This is a genomic window from Streptomyces sp. NPDC087845 (assembly GCF_044742755.1).
Classification (GTDB): Bacteria; Actinomycetota; Actinomycetes; order Streptomycetales; family Streptomycetaceae; genus Streptomyces.
In genome coordinates this window covers 985,504-1,003,482 of record NZ_JBIUVC010000001.1, presented here as the reverse complement: position 1 = coordinate 1,003,482, position 17,979 = coordinate 985,504, and the positions used below count along the sequence as shown (strand labels likewise).

Sequence of the window (17,979 nt, the reverse complement as noted above, 5' to 3'; positions counted from 1 at the left end):
TCTGCTCAGTGCCGTCCCGCCAGCCGGTCCGCGGCTTGCGCGAGGGGGTCCGTGCCGGGGCGGGGAGAGGTGAGTTCGCGGCGGTCGGCGGTGCGGTAGGCGGCGTACATGCCGTGGACGCCGAGCCAGCGGAAGGGTTCCGGTTCCCAGCGGCGGACGCGGTGGCCGACCCAGGGGAGGGTGGTCAGTTCGGTGGGGCCGGACTGGCCGGAGTCCTGCTGGATCAGGTCGCGCAGGGTGCGGGCGGCGAGGTTGGTGGTGGCGACGCCGGAGCCGACGTAACCGCCGGCCCAGCCGAGGCCGGTGGAGCGGTCGAGGGTGACGGTGGCGCACCAGTCGCGGGGGACGCCGAGGACACCGGACCAGGCGTGGTCGATGCGGGCTCCCGCGGTGGTGGGGAAGAGGCGGACGAGGATGTCGCGGAGCGCCTCGACGGTGGCGGGGCGGGTGCGTCCGTCGTTGTCGGTGGCCGACCCGTAGCGGTACGGGACGCCGCGGCCGCCGAGCGCGATGCGGTCGTCGGCGGTGCGCTGGGCGTACATGTAGGCGTGGGCCATGTCGCCGAGGGTTTCGCGGCCGTCCCAGCCGATGGTGTCCCAGACGGACCGGGGGAGCGGTTCGGTGGCGATCATCGAGGAGTTCATGGGGAGCCAGGTGCGCTTCTGGCCCTTGAGGTTCGCGGTGAAGCCCTCGGTGCAGCGCAGGATGTACGGGGCGCGGACGGTGCCGTACGGGGTGTGGGCGTGCTTGGGCCTGATCTCGGTGACGGGCGTCGACTCGTGGAGGGTGACGCCGAGCGCCTCGACGGTGGCGGCGAGACCCTTGACGAGTTTGACCGGGTGCAGGCGGGCGCCGTGCGGCGTCCAGCTGGAGCCGACGGCTCCGGTGACATTGATGCGCTCGCCGGTCTCGCGGGCGCCGCGCAGGACGCGGTCCTTCTCGCCGAAGGCGATCTCCACGGAGTGGAAGTCCCTGAGCCGGGCCAGCTGGGCGGGGGTGTAGGCGACTTCGAGGACGCCGCCCCGGTGGATGTCGGCGTCGATGCCCTCCTCGGCGGCCACGCGGACGACTTCGTCGACGGTGTCGTTCATCGCCTGCTGGAGGCGGACGGCGGCCTCGTGGCCGTGGAGTTTCGCGTAGCGGTCGCGGCCCGCGATGCCGTTGTAGAGCCAGCCGCCGTTGCGCCCGGAGGCGCCGTAGCCGCAGAACTTGGCTTCGAGGACGGTGATGTTGAGGAAGGGGACGGCCTTCTTGAGGTAGTAGGCGGTCCACAGTCCGGTGTATCCGCCGCCGACGATGCAGACGTCGGCGGTGGTGTCGCCGGGCAGGGGCTCCCGGGGGAGGGGAGTGCCCTGGTCCGCGTACCAGAACGATATGCCGCCGTTGGCGGTGCTGACGGTGCTCATGCTGCCCCTGCTCTGTCCGGTGCGAAGCCCTGGTTGCGGCCGCTCTCCATGGGGCGGGACGTTACTGCGCCGGAGGGGTTTTCGTCTGCGTCCGGGACCGTGCCCGGGTCAGTGGATAGCAGGCCAGGCCGATGAGTACGGAGGCGAAGTGGCCGAGGTCGGTGAAGGTGCGGCCGGTGAGGAGCGGGATGCCGTAGAAGACGGAGACGGCGAAGAGATACACGTACCGCCAGGGCTGCGGGACGCGGTACGTGAGGACGGCGATGACGCCCGCGAGCGCGTAACTGACCCCGACGTCGAGCGTGTTGGCGGCGGACTGCGGTACGTGTCCGTGCCGGATGGCCCAGGCCAGGACGCCTTCGCTGACGAGGGTGGCGAGGACATGGGCGGCGATGGCGACGGCGAACCAGCGCAGGGTGCCGAGCCAGCGCTCGGCGGTGGCGTGGAAGACGGTGTAGAGGACGGCGTAGGGGACCCATTGGCCGCTGTCGATCCAGAAGGCGCTGGCGATCAGTACGCGTACGGGGTCCCGGGAGAGTTCGTGGATGTTGGTCGAGCGCTGGAGCAGGAAGTCCTCTTCGAACCCCGGTGACATCCGGCGGACGATGACGGTGGTGACGAAGAGTGCGGTCAGCCAGACGTACGTGCCCGGTGCGCTGCGGATCCATGAGCCGGCGCTGCGGATCCACGAACCGGCCGCGGTGCGGCGCCGGGTGGGCGGGGCGGGGCTGCTCGGAGTCATAACCGATTGACGCACGGGCTCGCGATCGTCGGCGTGATCGACATTCCCGCCGAGCCGATCGAGACCCGGTCCGGGTACAGCGGGGCGGCCGGGCGGGGGTCGCGGGGGAGCCGGGGGACCGGTTGCTGCACGGGGACCCGGACCACGGGAGTGTGCGGGCCGGGAGGGAGCCGGAGCAGGCCGGGACCGCCGGGCGCCTGCCGGGGCGGGGTCGGCGGAGTCGAGGCCCGTGCTTACGCTGCCCTCATGATTCGTACCGCTACCCCTGACGACGTTTCCGTCATCCACGCCATGGTCCGTGAGCTGGCCGACTACGAGAAGGCCCTGCACGAGGTGCAGGCCACCGAGGAGCAGTTGCACGAGGCGCTCTTCGGCGAACGGCCCGCCGCGTACGCGCACATCGCCGAGTCGGACGAGGACGGCGAGGTGGTCGGCTTCGCGCTGTGGTTCCTGAACTTCTCCACCTGGCGCGGGGTGCACGGCATCTACCTGGAGGATCTGTACGTACGCCCGGAGCGGCGTGGCGGCGGGCACGGGAAGGCGCTGCTGAGGGAGCTGGCGCGGATCTGTGTGGAGCGCGGCTACGGGCGTCTGGAGTGGTCGGTGCTGAACTGGAACACCCCGTCCATCGCGTTCTACGAGTCGCTGGGCGCACGGCCGCAGGACGAGTGGACGGTGTACCGGCTGGCGGACGGGGCGCTGGCGAAGCTCGGCGGTGAGTGAGCCCCCGCCGGGCCCGGCCGAGTCCGTCGAGGCGGGCGCGGGCCTGCCGGGGCCGGCCGGGGAGCGTGCGGCCGGCGGGGGCGTTGTCAGTGGGGTGGTTCACGATGGGGGCATGGCACGCAGCAGCGGGAAGCAGGACACCATCACAGCGGCACGGCGGCCGGAGGTGCGGCTGCCGCCGCTCGTTCCGTACGACGGGGCGGGACTGGAGCCCGACGGGGACTACGACAGTGTGCGTTTCGAGGGGACGGACCTCGCGGACGAGTCGGGTCCGGGGGCCCGCTTCATGGACTGCGCGCTGGACGGCTGCGCCCTGGACCGTACGGAGCTGGTCAGAGCCCGCTTCATCGACTCGGTGCTGACGGGCGTGCGGGGGGTGGGCACCGATCTCGCGGGGGCGTCGCTGCGCGACGTGGAGGTGGTGGACGCACGGCTGGGCGGGGTGCAGCTGCACGGTGCGGCGCTGGAACGGGTGCTGGTGCGCGGCGGGAAGATCGACTACCTGAACCTGCGCAAGGCGCGGCTGAAGGACGTGGTGTTCGAGGGCTGTGTGCTGTCCGAGCCCGATTTCGGGGATGCGCAGCTGGTGCGGGTGGAGTTCCGCGACTGTGTGCTGAAGCGGGCCGACTTCAGTTCCGTGCGGATGGAGTCGGTGGACCTGCGGACGGTCGCGGAGCTGGACATCGCGCGCGGGGTGGAGCGGCTGGCGGGCGCGGTGATCAGCCCGGCGCAGCTGATGGAGCTGGCGCCGGCGTTCGCGGCGCAGATCGGGGTGCGGGTGGAGGGGTAGGGGCTTCCCGTCCGGACCGGGGGCGGGTGGAGGCGTAGGGCTTCCCGTCCGGACCGGGTGCGGGGTCAGATACGGGGGAAGCGGGCCTGGAGGTCCCAGATCACGGGGTTGTCGGCGAGACCTTCGTGCATGTCCGCGAGGTCGGCGATCAGATCGTGCAGGAAGTCGCGGGCCTCGCGGCGCAGCAGCGCGTGGCTGAAGGTGAGCGGGGGCTCGTCGCCGGGCATCCAGTCGGCCTCCACGTCGACCCAGCCGAAGCGGCGCTCGAAGAGCATCCGGTCGGAGGACTCGGTGAAGTCCAGCTCGGCGAACTGCTGCCGGTGCGAGCGGTTGCCGCGCGGGTCCTGGTCGATCTGCTCGACGATGTCGCACAGCGCCCACGCGAAGTCGAGCACCGGCACCCATCCCCAGGCTGTGGACACCTCGCGGTCCGCCTTGGTGTCCGCGAGGTAGACGTCCCCGGAGAACAGGTCGTGCCGCAGGGCGTGGACGTCCGCGCGGCGGTAGTCGGTCTGCGGGGGATCGGGGAAGCGTCGGGAGAGGGAGTAGCCGATGTCGAGCACGGTTCGATGGTGTCACGCCCGGAGGCGCGCCGGTGCCGGGGCGTCCGGCCGACAGGCTCCGGGCGTGCTGCGGGCGCCCGGACCACCGCGGGGCGGGCGGGGCGGCGCGGTCTACGGCAGCAGCCGCTGCTCCTTCGCCACGGCGACGGCGCCCGCGCGGGTGTCGACGCCGAGTTTGTCGTAGATGCGGCCCAGGTGTGTCTTGACCGTGGCCTCGCTGATGAACAGCGCGCGGGCGATGTCCCGGTTGCCCAGGCCCTGGGAGAGCTGGGCCAGGATGTCGCGTTCGCGGTCGGTCAGGGTGGGCCGGGGCCTGCGCATGCGGGCCATGACGCGGCTGGCCACGGGCGGGGAGAGCGTCGTGCGGCCCTGCGAGGCCGCGCGGATCGCGGCGAACAGTTCCTCCGGGCGCTCGGCCTTCAGCAGGTACCCGGTGGCGCCCGCCTCGATGGCGCGGGTGATGTCGGCGTCCGTGTCGTACGTGGTGAGGACCAGCACGTGGACGCCGGTGGCGGAGATGCGGCGGGTGGCCTCGACGCCGTCGATGCCCTCGCCGAGCTGGAGGTCCATCAGGACGACGTCCGGGGCGAGCCGGGCGGCCAGGGCGACGGCCTCCGCACCACTGCCGGCCTCCCCGGCGACCTCGATGTCGGGTTCGCTGCCGAGGAGGGCGAGCAGCCCGGCGCGTACGACGGCGTGGTCGTCGCAGAGCAGGATGCGTACGGGCGGCGTCGCGTTCATGCGGGGTCCTCCGGGGCCGGGGCGGGGGCGGGGGTGAGGGGGACGGCGGCGGACAGGACCGCGCCCTCGCCCGGTGCCGACTCGATCGTCAGTGTGCCGCCGAGCTGGTGCAGCCTGGCGCGCATCGCGGGCAGTCCGTGGCCGCGCACGCCGCCGGTGGCCCCGGTGCGCCCGGCGGGTGTGAAGCCCCGCCCGTTGTCGGCGATGTCCAGGACGATCCGGTCGTCGAGATGGGTCAGCGTCAGCGCGGCCTGCGTCGCGTGCGCGTGTTCCCTCACATTGGCCAGCGCCCCCTGCGCGATGCGGAGCAGCGCGGACTGCACACGGTCGGGCAGCGCGGTGTGCCGCTCCCCCTCCACGTGGCAGCGGACGGTGAGCCGTCCCTGCGCCTGGGCCGTCTCGCGGGCGGCCAGCGCGTGCAGGGCCGCCTCCAGGCCGCCGCCCTCGGCGAGATCGGCCGGGGCCAGGTCGTGGACGAAGCGGCGGGCCTCGGCGAGATTGCGTTCCGCGATGCCCGTTGCCGTACGGACATGGCGGCGGGCGGTCGCCGGGTCGGCGTCCCAGGTGCGGTCGGCGGCCTGGAGCAGCATCTGCTGGCTGGACAGGCCCTGCGCGAGGGTGTCGTGGATCTCCATCGAGAGCCGCTGGCGCTCGGCGAGGGTTCCCTCGCGGCGTTCGGTGGCGGCCAGTTCGCGGCGGGTGCGCAGCAGGTCGTCGATCAGTTCGCCCTGCCGCTCGGACAGCGCGCGCTGGCGCGCGGCCTGCCGTTGCATGTGGACGAAGACCGCTGTCGCGACGGCCGCCACCGCGGGCGGGGCCAGCACCAGGTTCGGGTCGAAACCGTGGGCCAGCCGCAGTTGCGCGGCGACGACGAACACGGTGAGCAGAGCGACGAGCGCGAGCGCCGCGCGAGGCGGAAGGATCCGCAGCCCGGTGTAGAAGAGCGGGACCGCGCACCACGCGAAGCTCGGCGCGAGGACGACCAGCACCATCCACACGGCGACCAGCACTCCCAGCCACACCACACTGCGCGGCGTCGGACGCGAACCGAGCACGGGCCCGAGCACGTACAGCACGGCCAGGGCGACGGACAGCGCGATGACCCACGGGGTGCGGGCCTCGCCGGGGTGCCGCAGCAGGAAGCGGGCGAGCGAGGCGCCGAGCAGCAGGAAGAACGCGGCGTGCATCAGGAGCGTGAGCCGGCGCGCATCCGGGTCGCCGTCCCCGGAGACGTCCCCGGAGCCGTCGCCGTACCCGCCCCCGTCGTACCCGCCCTCGCCGTTCCCGGACCCGCCCTCGCCCTCGCCGGATCCGGAGCCGACGCCGTCATTCACGGGGCCGTCGTTCCCGCCCCCGCTCCCGCCATTCCCGCCCTCGCCCCCGTCGTCCCCGGAGCCGCCCCCGTGCCCGTGTGCGCCGGAGGTGCCGGTCGGCCCTGGGGCGGCGCCGCGTACCGACCGGGTTCGGTGCTCCACCTCGTACCCCTCGCTCCTCACCGCCATCGACGCTCCTGACCTGCACGGATACCTCCATGGTCACCCCGGACGGCCCCCCGCGCATCAACCGATCGGCCGATGGGGCCGTCGGCCGTCCCGCACGCGGCGTCGAGCCGGTTCGTCGACCGTACGGCGCGGGACGCGGCCGGAGGATCGATGGCAGAGCCGAACAGGCTCGTCCCGCTCATCCACCGCACCGCTGCCGAAGGAACCCACCATGAAGAAGCCGTCGCTGCGCACCCGCGTCCTGACCGGTGCCGTCGCCGCCACCGCCCTCGGCGCCGGAACGTTCGGCGCCCTGTCCGCCAATGCCTCCACCCCGGCCGCCGCACCCGCCGCCGCGGTCGAGGCCGACGCCGCGAACCGGAACCTCCAGCAGACCACCCACCTGACCGTGGCCGCCGCCACCAGGGCCGCGCAGGCCACCCTCGACGCCGCGCGGAAGGAGAACCAGCGCGTCTCCGTCGCCGTCGTCGACCGCAACGGCAACACCGTCGTGACGCTGCGCGGCGACGGCGCGGGCCCGCAGGCGTACGAGTCGGCCGTGAAGAAGGCGTACACCGCCGTCTCCTGGAACGCGCCCACCTCCGAGCTGGCAGGGCGCCTGGAGCAGGCCCCGAACCTCAAGGACATCCCCGGCACCCTGTTCCTCGCGGGCGGCGCCCCGGTGCAGGTCAAGGGCGCCCCGGTGGCGGGCATCGGCGTGGCCGGAGCCCCCGGCGGCGACCTCGACGAGAAGTTCGCGAACGCCGGCGTCGCCGCCCTCGCGAAGTAGGTTCCCGCCGTGCCGGTGCACCGGCGTCCACAGGCGGGGCGTCGGCGGGCGCCCTAGGATCGCAGGCGTGGATCAGCGAACACCAGTACGCCGCACGGCCCGCGCCGCCTCCCTCGCCCTGCTGGTTCTGATGACCACCACGGGCTGCACCGGCGGTGTCGGGGGCACCCCCGGCGCCGCCGGTCTGCGCGACCCGTACTTCCCGAGGGCCGGCAACGGCGGCTACGACGTCACGCACTACGACCTCGCCCTCGACGCCGACCCGGCCGCCGGCCGGCTGCGCGGCACCGCCACGATCACCGCGCGGGCCACCCAGGACCTCAGCGCCTTCAATCTCGACCTCGCCGGGCTCACCGTGGGGTCCGCGACCGTCGAGGGCCGCCCGGCCGCCGTCAACCGCGCGGGCCACGAGCTGACGCTGCGCCCCGACGCCGAGGTCGAGAGCCGGCTCCGCAAGGGCAGGACGTTCCGCACGGTCGTCCACTACTCCGGCTCCCCGCAGACCCTGACCGACCCCGACAGGTCGAAGGAGGGCTGGCTGAGGACCGCGGACGGATCGGTGGCGCTCGGTGAACCGGTGGGGGCCATGGCCTGGTTCCCCGGCAACAACCACCCGAGCGACAAGGCGACGTACGACATCGCCGTGACCGTCCCCAAGGGGCTGACGGCCGTCTCCAACGGCGAGCTGACGTCGCGCAGGACCTCGGGCGACACCGCCACGTACCACTGGCACGTGGCCGAACCGATGGCGAGTTACCTCGCGACGGTCGCCATCGGCCGCTTCGACACGAAGACGTCGACCACCCCGGACGGCATCAAGGTGTTCACCGCCGCGGAGAGGACGGTGGCGGCGCAGAGCGCGCGGATTCTCGCCCGGGTCCCCGAGGTCGTGGCATGGGAGGCGGAACGTTTCGGCCCGTACCCCTTCTCCGCCACCGGGGCGATCATCGACCGTTCCGGGGACGCCGGATACGCCCTGGAGACCCAGAACCGGCCCTTCTTCCCCGGGCCGCCGGGCGCCGGGCTCCTCGTCCACGAGATGGCGCACCAGTGGTTCGGGAACTCCGTCACGCCCAAGAGCTGGCGGGACATGTGGCTCAACGAGGGCTTCGCGACCTACGCGGAGTGGCTGTGGGAGGACGACCAGGACGGCAACCCGGTCCAGAAGCGGTTCGACGCCGCCTTCGACGACGACGACAACTGGGCCTTTCCGCCCGCCGATCCGCCGACGGCCGCGGACATCTCGCAGGCGCCGGTGTACGGGCGCGGGGCCATGGTCATCCACAGGATCCGGCAGGCTGTGGGCGACGACAAGCGCTTCTTCGCGCTCGTCAGGGGCTGGACGAAGGCCCACCGGCACGGCAACGCGTCGACCGCGGACTTCACCGCCTATGTGGAGAAGACGACCGGCAAGGATCTGACGGAGCTGTGGAACACCTGGCTGTACGGCAGGAGCCGGCCCGCCTCGAAGGGCTGACCGGCTCCCGCCGTACCGCTGGTCGGAACTACTTCACGTTGACACCGCTCCAGGCGGCGTCGACGGCCTTGAGCTCGGCGCTGTCGGCCCCGTACAGGTCGGTCGCCGCCTTCTCGGTCGCCGTGCGGGCGGCCGCGTAGTCGGTGCTGGAGGTCATGTACTCGGAGAGGGCCTTGTACCAGATCTGGACGGCCTTGTCCCGGCCGATGCCGGTGACCGTGGAGCCGTCGCTGGTCGGGGAGTCGTAGTCGACGCCGTTGATCGTCTTCGCGCCGCTGCCCTCGGAAAGCAGGTAGAAGAAGTGGTTGGCGACGCCGGAGGAGTAGTGCACGTCGAGGTCGCCGACGCTGCTGTCCCAGTAGTCCGCGGAGCCGCCGTCCTTGCTCGGCTTGTCCATGTAGCGCAGCGGGGTGCCGTCGCCGTTGATGTCGATCTTCTCGCCGATGAGGTAGTCGCCGACGTCGGTGCTGTTGTCGGCGGCGAACTCCACCGCGGTGCCGAAGATGTCGCTGGTCGCCTCGTTCAGGCCGCCGGACTCGCCGTAGTAGTCGAGGTTGGCGGTGGACGCGGTCAGGCCGTGGCTCATCTCGTGGCCCGCGACGTCGAGCGCGGTGAGGGCGCTCTTGTTGTCGGCGCCGTCGCCGTACGTCATGCAGAAGCAGCTGTCGTCCCAGAAGGCGTTGACGTACGCGTCGCCGTAGTGGACCCGCGAGTACGCGGCCTTGCCGTCACCGGCGATGCCGTCGCGGCCGAACGCCGACTTGTAGAAGTCCCAGGTCTTCGCGGCGCCGTAGGCGGCGTCGACGGCGGCGGTCTGACGGTCGTTGCCGGTGCCGTCGCCCCAGGTGTCGTCGTCGTCCGTGACGAGGGCACCGGTGCCGCTCTCGCCCTGGTTGAGGTCGTACGTCTTGTGGCCGCCGCGGTCGCCGTCGACCAGCTCGAAACCGGAACCGGCCGCGGTGGTCGACAGGTCGACCTGGCCGCTGTACTGGCTGTTGCCGATGCCGGTCTCGACCGCCTCGTAGCTCTGGAGCTTCTTGCCGGTGGTCGCGTCGGTGATGATGTGCAGCCTGCTGGGCGTGCCGTCCTTCTGCACCCCGGTCTTCACCGTCTCGAAGGCGAGGACGGGCTTGGAGCCGGCCGCCCAGATCACCTTGCGGGCGGCGGCCGCCGTCTTGATCTTCGCCGTCGTCGACGGCACGGCTATCCGGGCCTTGGCCGCCTTGGTGACGCCCTTGAGCTTTCCACTGCGGGCGGTGTGGGTCACGAGGTCGCCGCCGAGCACCGGGAGCCCGGCGTAGGTGCGCTCGTAACGGGTGTGGACGGTGCCGTCCGCGTCCTTGATCACGTCACGGACGATCAGCTTCTCCTGGCTGCCGAGACCGAGGGACTCGGCGGTCGAGGAGGCGTCGGTCTGGGCCGACTTGATGGCGGCGGTGCGCTGCGAGGCACTGTTCGCGCCGAAGGGGACGACGCTGCGAGAGGCGGAGGAACCGTCAGTGCCGTTGTCGGGAGCGGCGCTTGCCGCACCGCTCTGGACACCGACGACGACCATCGCGGCCACGGCGGCCAGGGCTGCGGCGCGACGGGTGTTCATGTGGGGGGTCATGTGCTCTCCGTTGCTCGATCCGTGGGGGGTTACGAGCCGAGAGCGTGCCACCGAATGACCAAGATTGACGGTGCACTAACAAATGCCTCACATTTTTTTGACCACTTCTTGTCCGAATGGGGTTCGCTTACGTTCGCTATTCGGTCAACTGTGAATGTTCGCAGGGTATTTGTGTGGAACGGCTGGGGACCGGACCCGGTCGGCGCACACCGAAGCCCCCGGCCGTGGCCGGGGGCTTCGGTGTGATGGGCTCTCGGGTCGGAGAGCGGTGCCGTACGTCAGAGGTTGACGCCGAAGTCCTGGGCGATGCCGCGCAGGCCGGAGGCGTAACCCTGGCCGACGGCACGGAACTTCCACTCCGCGCCGTTGCGGTAGAGCTCGCCGAAGACCATGGCGGTCTCGGTGGCGGCGTCCTCGCTCAGGTCGTAGCGGGCGATCTCGGTGCCGCCGGCCTGGTTGATGATGCGGATGAACGCGTTGCGCACCTGGCCGAAGTTCTGGCTGCGGGTCTCGGCGTCGTAGATCGAGACCGGGAAGACGATCTTGTCGACGTCGGCCGGCAGGCCCGCCAGGTTGACGTTGATCTGCTCGTCGTCGCCCTCGCCCTGGCCCGTGACGTTGTCACCGGTGTGGACAATGGTCTGGTCCGGCGTCGACTTGTTGTTGAAGAAGACGAAGTGGCCGTCGGAGACGACTTTGCCGGCCGGGTTGACCGCGATCGCCGAGGCGTCGAGGTCGAAGTCGGTGCCGGTGGTGGTGCGGACGTCCCAGCCGAGGCCGACCGTGACGGCGGTCAGGCCCGGGGCCTCCTTGGTGAGCGAGACGTTGCCGCCCTTGGACAGGCTTACAGCCATGGGAAGTCCCTTTCATCGTCGAGTGCGGGCTTCATGCCATCACGAAGCTACCGTCACAGGTCATAACGCGGAGAAGGGGCCGGGAGGTTCCTGCTCCCTTTACTTTCTTTACCGAAGTCCCCCGGTCGGCCCGGCGGCCGGCCGGGCCCGTACGGCACTCGTACGGCACGCGTGCAGCGCTCGTAGGGCCCTCGTACGGCACGGGTCCGGCAAAAAAAGGTGACGAACGCCCGGTGGGCCGGGGAACATGGGTGCCATGTCCGGGCCCTATGTCATCCGCGGTTCGGTCTCCCTGCCGGAGGCCGAGCTCATGTGGCGTTTCTCGCGGTCCTCCGGGCCCGGCGGGCAGCACGTCAACACCAGCGACTCCCAGGTGGAGCTCCGCTTCGACCTCGCGGCGACCGAGTCGCTCCCCCCGGTGTGGAAGGAGCGGGCGCTCCAGCGTCTGGAGGGCAGGCTCGTGGGCGGGGTGATCGCGGTACGGGCGTCGGAGCACCGCTCCCAGTGGCGCAACCGCGAGACGGCTCTCGTACGGCTGGCCTCCCTGCTGGCCGAGGCCACGGCGCCGCCCCCCAGGCCGCGTCGCAAGACCAGGATTCCGCGCGGCATCAATGAACGCCGCCTGCGCGAGAAGAAGCAGCGCGGCGATACGAAGCGCGGCCGCTCCGGCCGCGACTGGTGACCGCGCCCCCGCGATTCCGGCGCCCCTCGCCCCGGCCGCGCGATCCGCGGTGACGCTCCCTCAGCCCGGCCGCGTTCCGCCGGCGCCCCCGCACCCCGGCCGCGGCTTCCGGTGACGCGCCTTCAGGCCGGCCGCGTTCGGGTGACGCCCCTTCGCCAACGGCCGCGCGTTCCGGTGACGCCCCCTCGGCCCGGCCGCCGGTACCGCCCTCTCAGCCGAGCTGCCGGTACCGCCCCCGGAAGTACGTCAGCGGTGAGCCGTCCCCGCTCGGCAGGTCCGCGCTCAGGACCCGGCCGATCACCAGGGTGTGGTCGCCCGCCAGGACCCGTTGCTCGGTGCGGCACTCCAGCGTGGCCAGTGCGCCGCCGACCAGGGGCGCGCCGGTGATCTCTCCCCTCCGGTAGGGGATGTCCTCGAACAGCAGCCGGTCGCTGATCCGGCCCTTCATCGCGAACCGTCCGGCGATGTGCCGCTGGCTCTCGGTGAGCACGGAGACCGCCCACAGCGGCTGCTCCGACAGCAGGTCGTCCATCCGTGAGTCGTTGCGCAGGCTGACCATGACGAGGGGCGGGTCCAGCGACACCGACATGAAGGCGGTCGCCGTCATCCCGACGTCCTCGCCGTGCCCGTTCTCGTCGAGCGGCGGCTCCTCGGCGGTGATCAGCACGACACCGGCGGCCAGCCGGGCGAGGGCGGCCCGGAACTCATCGTTGCTCACCCCCTCAGCATGGGGGACGGGCTCGGAACGCGGGGCGGGAGGCTTCGTCTGCAACACATCCGGCACGCTAGCGGCGGGCGGCGCGCCGTCGCATCGGGCCAGGGGACCAGCCTGGTCCTAGGACCCCCGGCCGGGAGTGCCGGGGGAGCGGCGCTGCAACGCCCGGATTTGCGTTCAAGAAAAGGACGGACCGCGGGGGCGCCGCACCGTAGCCCCTTCACCATCTGTTGTGACTTGAGTCACAGAGTGCAATATTTGCTGACCCTGTGTACCGGCTGCACAGCTCACTGTGATTCAGTGGCCGTGACACTGCAGTAAGTACGTCGATATGAAACCTGGAGTGCTGTCGAGGTCTCGGGGAGTGCGAGCAATGGAGGCCGAGTCGGAGCCGTACGTCCGTCTTGCGACGATGCGGCAGCTGCACCAGGCCGTGGCCGATCTCAACACGGCGCGGAGCCTGGCCGACACACTGCAGACCGTGGCCGACGGAATCGTCGCCGGTCTCGGCTACGAGCTGGCCTGCGTGAACCTGGTCCGTCCCGACGGAGACCTCGTCGTCGCCGCCTTCGCCGGCAACAGCGCCGCGGAAGCCCTGATCACCGGCCGCGTCGGCTCGCGCAGCTCCTGGGAGCGCAGGCTGTCGATGGGCGAGGTCTGGGACGAGCTCCGTTTCATACCCCATACCGACGGCTGGGTCCTCCTCGACGACGACGTGCCGCAGTGGCACACCGAGGGCCCCGAGCCCCGCTTCGAGGACGAGTGGCACCCCGAGGACCGGCTCTATGCCCCGATGTACGCGTCCGGCGGGGGCAACGACCTCCTGGGCGTCATCTCCGTCGACCGCCCGCGCAACGGCCGCCGCCCCGGCGCCTGGGGCCGTGAGGCGCTCCAGATGTACGCGTCGCAGGCGGCCATTGCGATCAGCAACGCCCGGCTGAGAGCAAACATGCAGCGCGCCCTGGTCCGTCTGGAGCGTGAACAGCAGGCGCTGCGGGCCAGCGAGGAGTCCTTCCGCCAGGCCTTCGAGTACGCCCCCAGTGGCATGGCCATCGCCGAGATGGGCGGCGACCAGCACGGTCGGCTGCTGCGCACCAACGACGCCCTGTGCCGGCTCCTCGGCCGCCCGGCGTCCGTCCTGCGCCGCTATTCCTTCGCCGACCTCGTCCACCCGGAGGACATCGGCACCCTGCTGCGCACCTCCGCCGAGGGCGGTCGCGCCGAGCTGCGGCTGGGGCGGCGGGACGGCACCTACCTCTGGGTCTCGCTGCGCAACTCCGTCGTCGCCGACACCACGGACGGCCCCCGCTTCCTGCTCACCCATGTCGAGGACATAGAGGAGCGCAAGCGCCACGAGCTGAACCTCGCGCACCGCGCCTCGCACGACGCGCTCACCGGCCTGCCCAACAGCGCCGAGCTGCGTTCCCGGCTCAGCTCCCGGCTCTGCGAGCGCCCGCACTCGGTGGCCACCTCCGCGGTCGAGGCGCTGGACGCGGCGTACGGCGACGCCGACGACCCGGACGGGCGGACGCACGGCTACGACGTGGACTCGGCGCCCGGCGGCCCGTACGACCACCATGTGCACTCCGTCGCACCCGAAACCGACCACGACGACGGCGCGAAGGGCCTTGCGGTCCTCTTCTGCGACCTCGACGGCTTCAAGTCCATCAACGACCGCTTCGGCCACCACACCGGGGACGCCGTCCTGATCGAGGTCGCCCGCCGCCTCACCACCTGTGTCCGCGACGGCGACACCGTCGCCCGGCTCGGGGGCGACGAATTCGTCGTCCTGGCCGACGGGCTCGGCGCGGCGGACGCCGCGGACCTGGCCGTACGCCTGCGCAATGCCATCATTCCGCCCATCAGGGTCGACGGCCGGGCGGTGCGCGTCGGGGCGAGCTTCGGCATCGGCTGGGCCGCCTGCGGCATGACCGCCGAAGAGGTGCTGCGCTCCGCCGACCAGCGGATGTACGTGGAGAAGCGGTCCAGGTCGAAGGTTCACCGCAGGGCCGGCTGACGTTCACGGCGGTGCTTGTTTCCCCGCCCCGGGCGGTTCCAGGACCTGCGACGGCAATTCTTGGTGTGGTCCGTTCGGGGTAGGCTCGGCCGGTCGGCCACGGCTGGCGATATTCGGCGACGGCTGGCGACATGGTGAGGAGTGACCCAGGGATGACGGCCGGGAACAACGGCGCAAACAAGCCCGAGGACGACGATCCGTTCGGCTACCTGTACGAGGACGGACAGGCAGCGGGCGCCCAGCCGCCGCGAACGGGCGGCTACGGCTACCCGGGTCCGGCGGCCCAGCAGCCCGGTGTGCCCCGGACCTCGTACAACCAGGTGCGGACGGTGGGTGAGCGCCAGTACGGGCAGCAGGTGCCGCCGCAGCAGCCGTACGGCCAGCCGAACGCGCAGTACGCCGCCCCGGAGACGTACCCCGGCGCCGCCTCCCCCGGGTATGCCCCGCAGCAGGGCGGCCGCGGTGGTCGCGCCGGCGGCCCCGGCAAGGGCGGCCCGAACACCAAGGGCCTGCTGATCGCCGCGGTCGCGGTGGTCCTGGTCGTGCTCATCGGCATCGGCGCCGCGCTGCTCACGGGCAATGACAAGAAGGACCGGAAGAAGGACGAGGCCACCACCTCCGCCGGACCCGGCGACCAGGTCGAGGAGTCCCCGAAGTCCGAGAAGTCCGCGAGCCCCGAGGCCCCGGCCGAGCTCCCCAAGCAGGATGCGGCGACGCTGAAGCTCGGCGGTACGGCGGTAGTCAGCCAGTCGGTCAAGGGCGCGGAAGGCCCGAACGGCTCATACGTCACGGGCTTCAACGCGGTTGGGTCATCCGTGACGTGGAAGGCAGCGATAGAGGAGGAAGGCAAGTACCGCCTGACGGTGCGCTACGCGATTCCCGCCAAGGACGCCAATGCAACGCTGACGGTGAACGGGAAGCCGAATTCGCAGCCCATCGGCCTCAAGAACTTCATCCACTCGTCCGACTCGAACTGGGAAAAGAACTGGCAGACCACCTGGGCGCCGGTCGACCTGATCAAGGGTGAGAACGAGGTCAGCATCTCGTGCCAGGAAGGGAATCAGTGCGACGTGATCCTGGATTGGCTGAAAGTCGCCCCTGCGAACGGTTAGCCCATTGAGGGCGAACGCTTTGCGGCCTCTCCTGGTGTCCGAACCCGGGAGAGGCCGCATTTATATTTCCTGCGCTGAGTGATGTGGCGTCTGTTGCGCGAATGTCATCTCTTGCATCAGCAGTGCCCTTGGTGAGGGCACCCGGTCCTCGGTCCGGGATCGGGACACTGAACCCGGAAGACACTCACCTGTTCAAGACCGTCCGACCTCGCGACGAGCCAGGATGAGAAAACTCCATGATTCGGCGCGCGCAACGCGCTGCGTGCCGCGGTCAGCCCATCAGGGCCAGGAACCCGGCCACCGTCGCGGCCATCGCCTCGCGCCCCGGCGCGATGTACTTGCGCGGGTCCACGCCCGTGGTGTTCTCGGCCAGGTACGCCCGTACCGCGCCGGTGAACGCCGTGTTCAGCGCCGTGCCGACGTTGATCTTGACCATGCCGGAGGAGGCGACCGCCTGCCGGATCTCCTCGTCGGGGACGCCGCTGGAGCCGTGCAGCACCAGCGGGACGGGGACCGCGTCGCGCAGCCGGCCGATCAGGGCGTGGTCCAGGGCGGCGGTGCGCTCGGTCATGGCGTGGGAGGAGCCGACCGCCACGGCCAGCGCGTCCACGCCGGTGTCGCGGACGTAGGCCGCAGCCTCGGCCGGGTCGGTGCGGACGCCGGGGGCGTGGGCGTCGAGCGGGGCCTCGCCCTCCTTGCCGCCGACCTTGCCGAGCTCGGCCTCGATCCAGATGCCGCGCTCGTGCCCCCAGGCCACCGCCTCGGCCGTGGCCCGCACGTTCTCCTCGTACGAGAGCTTGGAGGCGTCGAACATCACCGAGCCGAAGCCCTCCGTGTGCGCCTGGTGCAGCAGCTCCACGGACTCGACGTGGTCGAGGTGGAGTGCGAGGGGGGCGCCGGAGGTGCGGGCGACGGCGGCGGCCGCGGCGGCGATCGCGGAGAGCCGCCCACCGTGGAACTTCACGGCGTTCTCGGAGATCTGCAGGATGGCGGGCGCTCCGGCGCGCTCGGCGCCGGCCGCGATGGCCTCCGCGTGCTCCAGCGTGATGACATTGAAGGCGGCGATTCCGCGTCCCTCGGCCTGTGCGGCGGAGACGAGTTCACCGGTGCTGACGAGCGGCATGCTGACCTCTGTTGCTTCTCTGTGCTGAACGGCCCGGCCGGCCGGAGGGGCCGGGAGGGCCGATACGGGTGGCGGCTCAGGCCGCCGCGGTGTGTTCTTCGATGCCGACGCGCGGCAGCAGCTCCTCGTACGCCGCGCGGTCGAAGTCGCCGGCCGTCGGGGAGAGCACGGTCGCCGTCGACAGTGCCACCGCCCGCCGCAGCCGGTCCGGCCAGCTCAGCCCCTCGACGAGGCCGGACAGCAGCCCGGCCACCGCGGAGTCGCCCGCACCGGTCGGATTGCCCAGGACCTTGGCGGGCGGCGATGCCTGCCAGATGCCGTCGGGGGTGACCGCCAGCATGCCGTCCGGGCCCAGTGACGCGATGACGCCGTGCGCGCCGCGGCGGCGGGCGTCGCGGGTGGCGCGCAGCGGTTCGCGGGAGCCGGTGAGCTGGGCGAGCTCGTCGGCGTTGGGCTTGATCAGGTCGGGGCGGGCGGCTATGCCGCGGCGCAGCGGTTCGCCGCTGGTGTCCAGGAGTACGGGGACACCGGCGGTGCGGGCCAGGCGGACCAGTTCGCCGTAGGCGCCGACGTGGATGCCCGGCGGCAGGCTGCCGCAGAGGGCGACGGCGTCGGCCCCGGTGAGGAGCTCCTCGTACCGGCCGAGGAGGGCGGCCCATTCGTCGGCGGTGATGAGCGGGCCGGGTTCGTTGAGCTGGGTGGTGTCGCCGGTGGCCCGGTCGACGACGGCGATCGTGCGGCGGGTGTTCCCGGCGACGGTGACGAGGGCGTCGGTGACCGGCGCGGCGGCGGGGAGGGCGCCGTTCGCGGCCTTCGGGCCGGCCTCCAGCGGCGACAGGCCGGCCAGCAGCTCGCGCAGCACGGCTCCGGTGGAGCCTCCGGCGAAGCCGGTGACCACCGTTTCGTGGCCGAGGGCGGAGAGCACCCGGGCCACGTTGAGGCCCTTGCCGCCGGGCCGCTCGGACATGTCGCTGACGCGGTGGCTGGCGTGCGGGACAAGTTCCGGGACGCCGTACGTCAGGTCGAGTGCCGTATTCAGTGTGACCGTGAGGATCACCGCGGCCGCTCCCTCGATCCCTGCTCTGGAGCGCGAATCCGTGGACGGAATGCGCTTTCTCTGCCTGTTTCTCAGGCGATCATGCCAAAGAGGTGGC

17 protein-coding genes are annotated in these 17,979 nt (G+C 71.7%); 7 read left to right on the top strand and 10 right to left on the bottom strand.

Annotated features, from left to right (window positions below; translation table 11 throughout):
* Positions 1-5 precede the first annotated feature (5 nt).
* Together ACIOMQ_RS04660 and ACIOMQ_RS04655 are read right to left on the bottom strand one after the other, a co-directional pair.
* Positions 6-1,406 (bottom strand): FAD-dependent oxidoreductase, encoded by a 1,401-nt coding sequence (locus ACIOMQ_RS04660; RefSeq protein ID WP_362195056.1) that lies wholly within the window; start codon positions 1,404-1,406, stop codon positions 6-8.
* Between the two features lie 61 nt (positions 1,407-1,467).
* On the bottom strand, positions 1,468-2,148 hold the full coding sequence (locus ACIOMQ_RS04655) for a rhomboid-like protein (RefSeq protein WP_362195059.1): 681 nt from the start codon (positions 2,146-2,148) through the stop codon (positions 1,468-1,470).
* A gap of 246 nt (positions 2,149-2,394) precedes the next feature.
* Between ACIOMQ_RS04655 and ACIOMQ_RS04650 the strand changes: the two genes are divergently transcribed.
* Positions 2,395-2,871, top strand: a complete 477-nt coding sequence (locus ACIOMQ_RS04650; protein WP_362195062.1) for a GNAT family N-acetyltransferase — start codon at positions 2,395-2,397, stop codon at positions 2,869-2,871.
* 112 nt (positions 2,872-2,983) lie between these two features.
* Complete coding sequence (locus ACIOMQ_RS04645; protein WP_402187822.1) at positions 2,984-3,661, top strand: pentapeptide repeat-containing protein; 678 nt, start codon at positions 2,984-2,986, stop codon at positions 3,659-3,661.
* A gap of 65 nt (positions 3,662-3,726) precedes the next feature.
* Here the strand turns inward: ACIOMQ_RS04645 and ACIOMQ_RS04640 are convergent, their stop codons facing one another.
* The 3 genes from ACIOMQ_RS04640 to ACIOMQ_RS04630 all read right to left on the bottom strand — a co-directional run bounded on the left by ACIOMQ_RS04640 (position 3,727) and on the right by ACIOMQ_RS04630 (position 6,467).
* Positions 3,727-4,224, bottom strand: coding sequence for a hypothetical protein (locus ACIOMQ_RS04640; protein ID WP_362195068.1), 498 nt, complete (start codon positions 4,222-4,224; stop codon positions 3,727-3,729).
* A gap of 111 nt (positions 4,225-4,335) precedes the next feature.
* Positions 4,336-4,965, bottom strand: coding sequence for a response regulator transcription factor (locus ACIOMQ_RS04635; protein WP_362195071.1), 630 nt, complete (start codon positions 4,963-4,965; stop codon positions 4,336-4,338).
* Positions 4,962-6,467: a sensor histidine kinase gene (locus tag ACIOMQ_RS04630; protein WP_402187820.1), complete on the bottom strand. Its 1,506-nt coding sequence runs from the start codon at positions 6,465-6,467 to the stop codon at positions 4,962-4,964. The genes ACIOMQ_RS04635 and ACIOMQ_RS04630 overlap by 4 nt, the downstream gene beginning before the upstream one ends.
* 211 nt (positions 6,468-6,678) lie before the next feature.
* Between ACIOMQ_RS04630 and ACIOMQ_RS04625 the strand changes: the two genes are divergently transcribed.
* On the top strand, positions 6,679-7,236 hold the full coding sequence (locus tag ACIOMQ_RS04625) for a heme-binding protein (protein WP_401936886.1): 558 nt from the start codon (positions 6,679-6,681) through the stop codon (positions 7,234-7,236).
* A gap of 67 nt (positions 7,237-7,303) precedes the next feature.
* On the top strand, positions 7,304-8,713 hold the full coding sequence (locus ACIOMQ_RS04620) for a M1 family metallopeptidase (protein WP_362195080.1): 1,410 nt from the start codon (positions 7,304-7,306) through the stop codon (positions 8,711-8,713).
* A 28-nt stretch (positions 8,714-8,741) separates the two neighbouring features.
* On the opposite strand, the gene ACIOMQ_RS04615 is transcribed toward ACIOMQ_RS04620, so the two are convergent.
* Together ACIOMQ_RS04615 and ACIOMQ_RS04610 are read right to left on the bottom strand one after the other, a co-directional pair.
* A complete protein-coding gene (locus tag ACIOMQ_RS04615; protein WP_362195083.1) occupies positions 8,742-10,322 on the bottom strand; it encodes a M4 family metallopeptidase in 1,581 nt (526 codons plus the stop codon).
* 278 nt (positions 10,323-10,600) lie between these two features.
* The gene (locus ACIOMQ_RS04610; protein WP_072487943.1) at positions 10,601-11,176 is read right to left on the bottom strand and encodes a TerD family protein; all 576 of its coding nucleotides are present in this window, start codon (positions 11,174-11,176) and stop codon (positions 10,601-10,603) included.
* 256 nt (positions 11,177-11,432) lie between these two features.
* Here ACIOMQ_RS04610 and arfB point away from each other — a divergent pair, with 256 nt between their 5' ends.
* Positions 11,433-11,858: an alternative ribosome rescue aminoacyl-tRNA hydrolase ArfB gene (gene arfB, locus ACIOMQ_RS04605; protein WP_362195086.1), complete on the top strand. Its 426-nt coding sequence runs from the start codon at positions 11,433-11,435 to the stop codon at positions 11,856-11,858.
* Positions 11,859-12,069: 211 nt separating this feature from the next.
* Here the strand turns inward: arfB and ACIOMQ_RS04600 are convergent, their stop codons facing one another.
* Positions 12,070-12,576, bottom strand: a complete 507-nt coding sequence (locus ACIOMQ_RS04600; RefSeq protein ID WP_362195089.1) for a flavin reductase family protein — start codon at positions 12,574-12,576, stop codon at positions 12,070-12,072.
* A 370-nt stretch (positions 12,577-12,946) separates the two neighbouring features.
* Here ACIOMQ_RS04600 and cdgB point away from each other — a divergent pair, with 370 nt between their 5' ends.
* Complete coding sequence (gene cdgB, locus ACIOMQ_RS04595) at positions 12,947-14,590, top strand: diguanylate cyclase CdgB (RefSeq protein WP_362195092.1); 1,644 nt, start codon at positions 12,947-12,949, stop codon at positions 14,588-14,590.
* 152 nt (positions 14,591-14,742) lie between these two features.
* Positions 14,743-15,702 carry a CBM35 domain-containing protein gene (locus tag ACIOMQ_RS04590; RefSeq protein WP_362195096.1) on the top strand — a complete coding sequence of 320 codons (960 nt, stop codon included), beginning with the start codon at positions 14,743-14,745 and terminating at the stop codon, positions 15,700-15,702.
* 271 nt (positions 15,703-15,973) lie between these two features.
* On the opposite strand, the gene ACIOMQ_RS04585 is transcribed toward ACIOMQ_RS04590, so the two are convergent.
* Positions 15,974-16,825, bottom strand: a complete 852-nt coding sequence (locus ACIOMQ_RS04585; protein WP_362195099.1) for a class II fructose-bisphosphate aldolase — start codon at positions 16,823-16,825, stop codon at positions 15,974-15,976.
* Positions 16,826-16,901: 76 nt separating this feature from the next.
* A complete protein-coding gene (locus tag ACIOMQ_RS04580; protein WP_401262965.1) occupies positions 16,902-17,882 on the bottom strand; it encodes a 1-phosphofructokinase family hexose kinase in 981 nt (326 codons plus the stop codon).
* Between the last annotated feature and the right edge of the window lie 97 nt (positions 17,883-17,979).

What these genes read in the sequence shown, in the direction of transcription:
- ACIOMQ_RS04660 (WP_362195056.1), bottom strand. Translation starts at nt 1,406, where the DNA reads ATGAGCACCGTCAGCACCGCCAACGGCGGCATATCGTTCTGGTACGCG.
- ACIOMQ_RS04655 (WP_362195059.1), bottom strand. Translation starts at nt 2,148, where the DNA reads ATGACTCCGAGCAGCCCCGCCCCGCCCACCCGGCGCCGCACCGCGGCC.
- ACIOMQ_RS04650 (WP_362195062.1), top strand. Translation starts at nt 2,395, where the DNA reads ATGATTCGTACCGCTACCCCTGACGACGTTTCCGTCATCCACGCCATG.
- ACIOMQ_RS04645 (WP_402187822.1), top strand. Translation starts at nt 2,984, where the DNA reads ATGGCACGCAGCAGCGGGAAGCAGGACACCATCACAGCGGCACGGCGG.
- ACIOMQ_RS04635 (WP_362195071.1), bottom strand. Translation starts at nt 4,965, where the DNA reads ATGAACGCGACGCCGCCCGTACGCATCCTGCTCTGCGACGACCACGCC.
- ACIOMQ_RS04630 (WP_402187820.1), bottom strand. Translation starts at nt 6,467, where the DNA reads ATGGCGGTGAGGAGCGAGGGGTACGAGGTGGAGCACCGAACCCGGTCG.
- ACIOMQ_RS04625 (WP_401936886.1), top strand. Translation starts at nt 6,679, where the DNA reads ATGAAGAAGCCGTCGCTGCGCACCCGCGTCCTGACCGGTGCCGTCGCC.
- ACIOMQ_RS04615 (WP_362195083.1), bottom strand. Translation starts at nt 10,322, where the DNA reads ATGACCCCCCACATGAACACCCGTCGCGCCGCAGCCCTGGCCGCCGTG.
- ACIOMQ_RS04610 (WP_072487943.1), bottom strand. Translation starts at nt 11,176, where the DNA reads ATGGCTGTAAGCCTGTCCAAGGGCGGCAACGTCTCGCTCACCAAGGAG.
- arfB (WP_362195086.1), top strand. Translation starts at nt 11,433, where the DNA reads ATGTCCGGGCCCTATGTCATCCGCGGTTCGGTCTCCCTGCCGGAGGCC.
- cdgB (WP_362195092.1), top strand. Translation starts at nt 12,947, where the DNA reads ATGGAGGCCGAGTCGGAGCCGTACGTCCGTCTTGCGACGATGCGGCAG.
- ACIOMQ_RS04590 (WP_362195096.1), top strand. Translation starts at nt 14,743, where the DNA reads ATGACGGCCGGGAACAACGGCGCAAACAAGCCCGAGGACGACGATCCG.
- ACIOMQ_RS04585 (WP_362195099.1), bottom strand. Translation starts at nt 16,825, where the DNA reads ATGCCGCTCGTCAGCACCGGTGAACTCGTCTCCGCCGCACAGGCCGAG.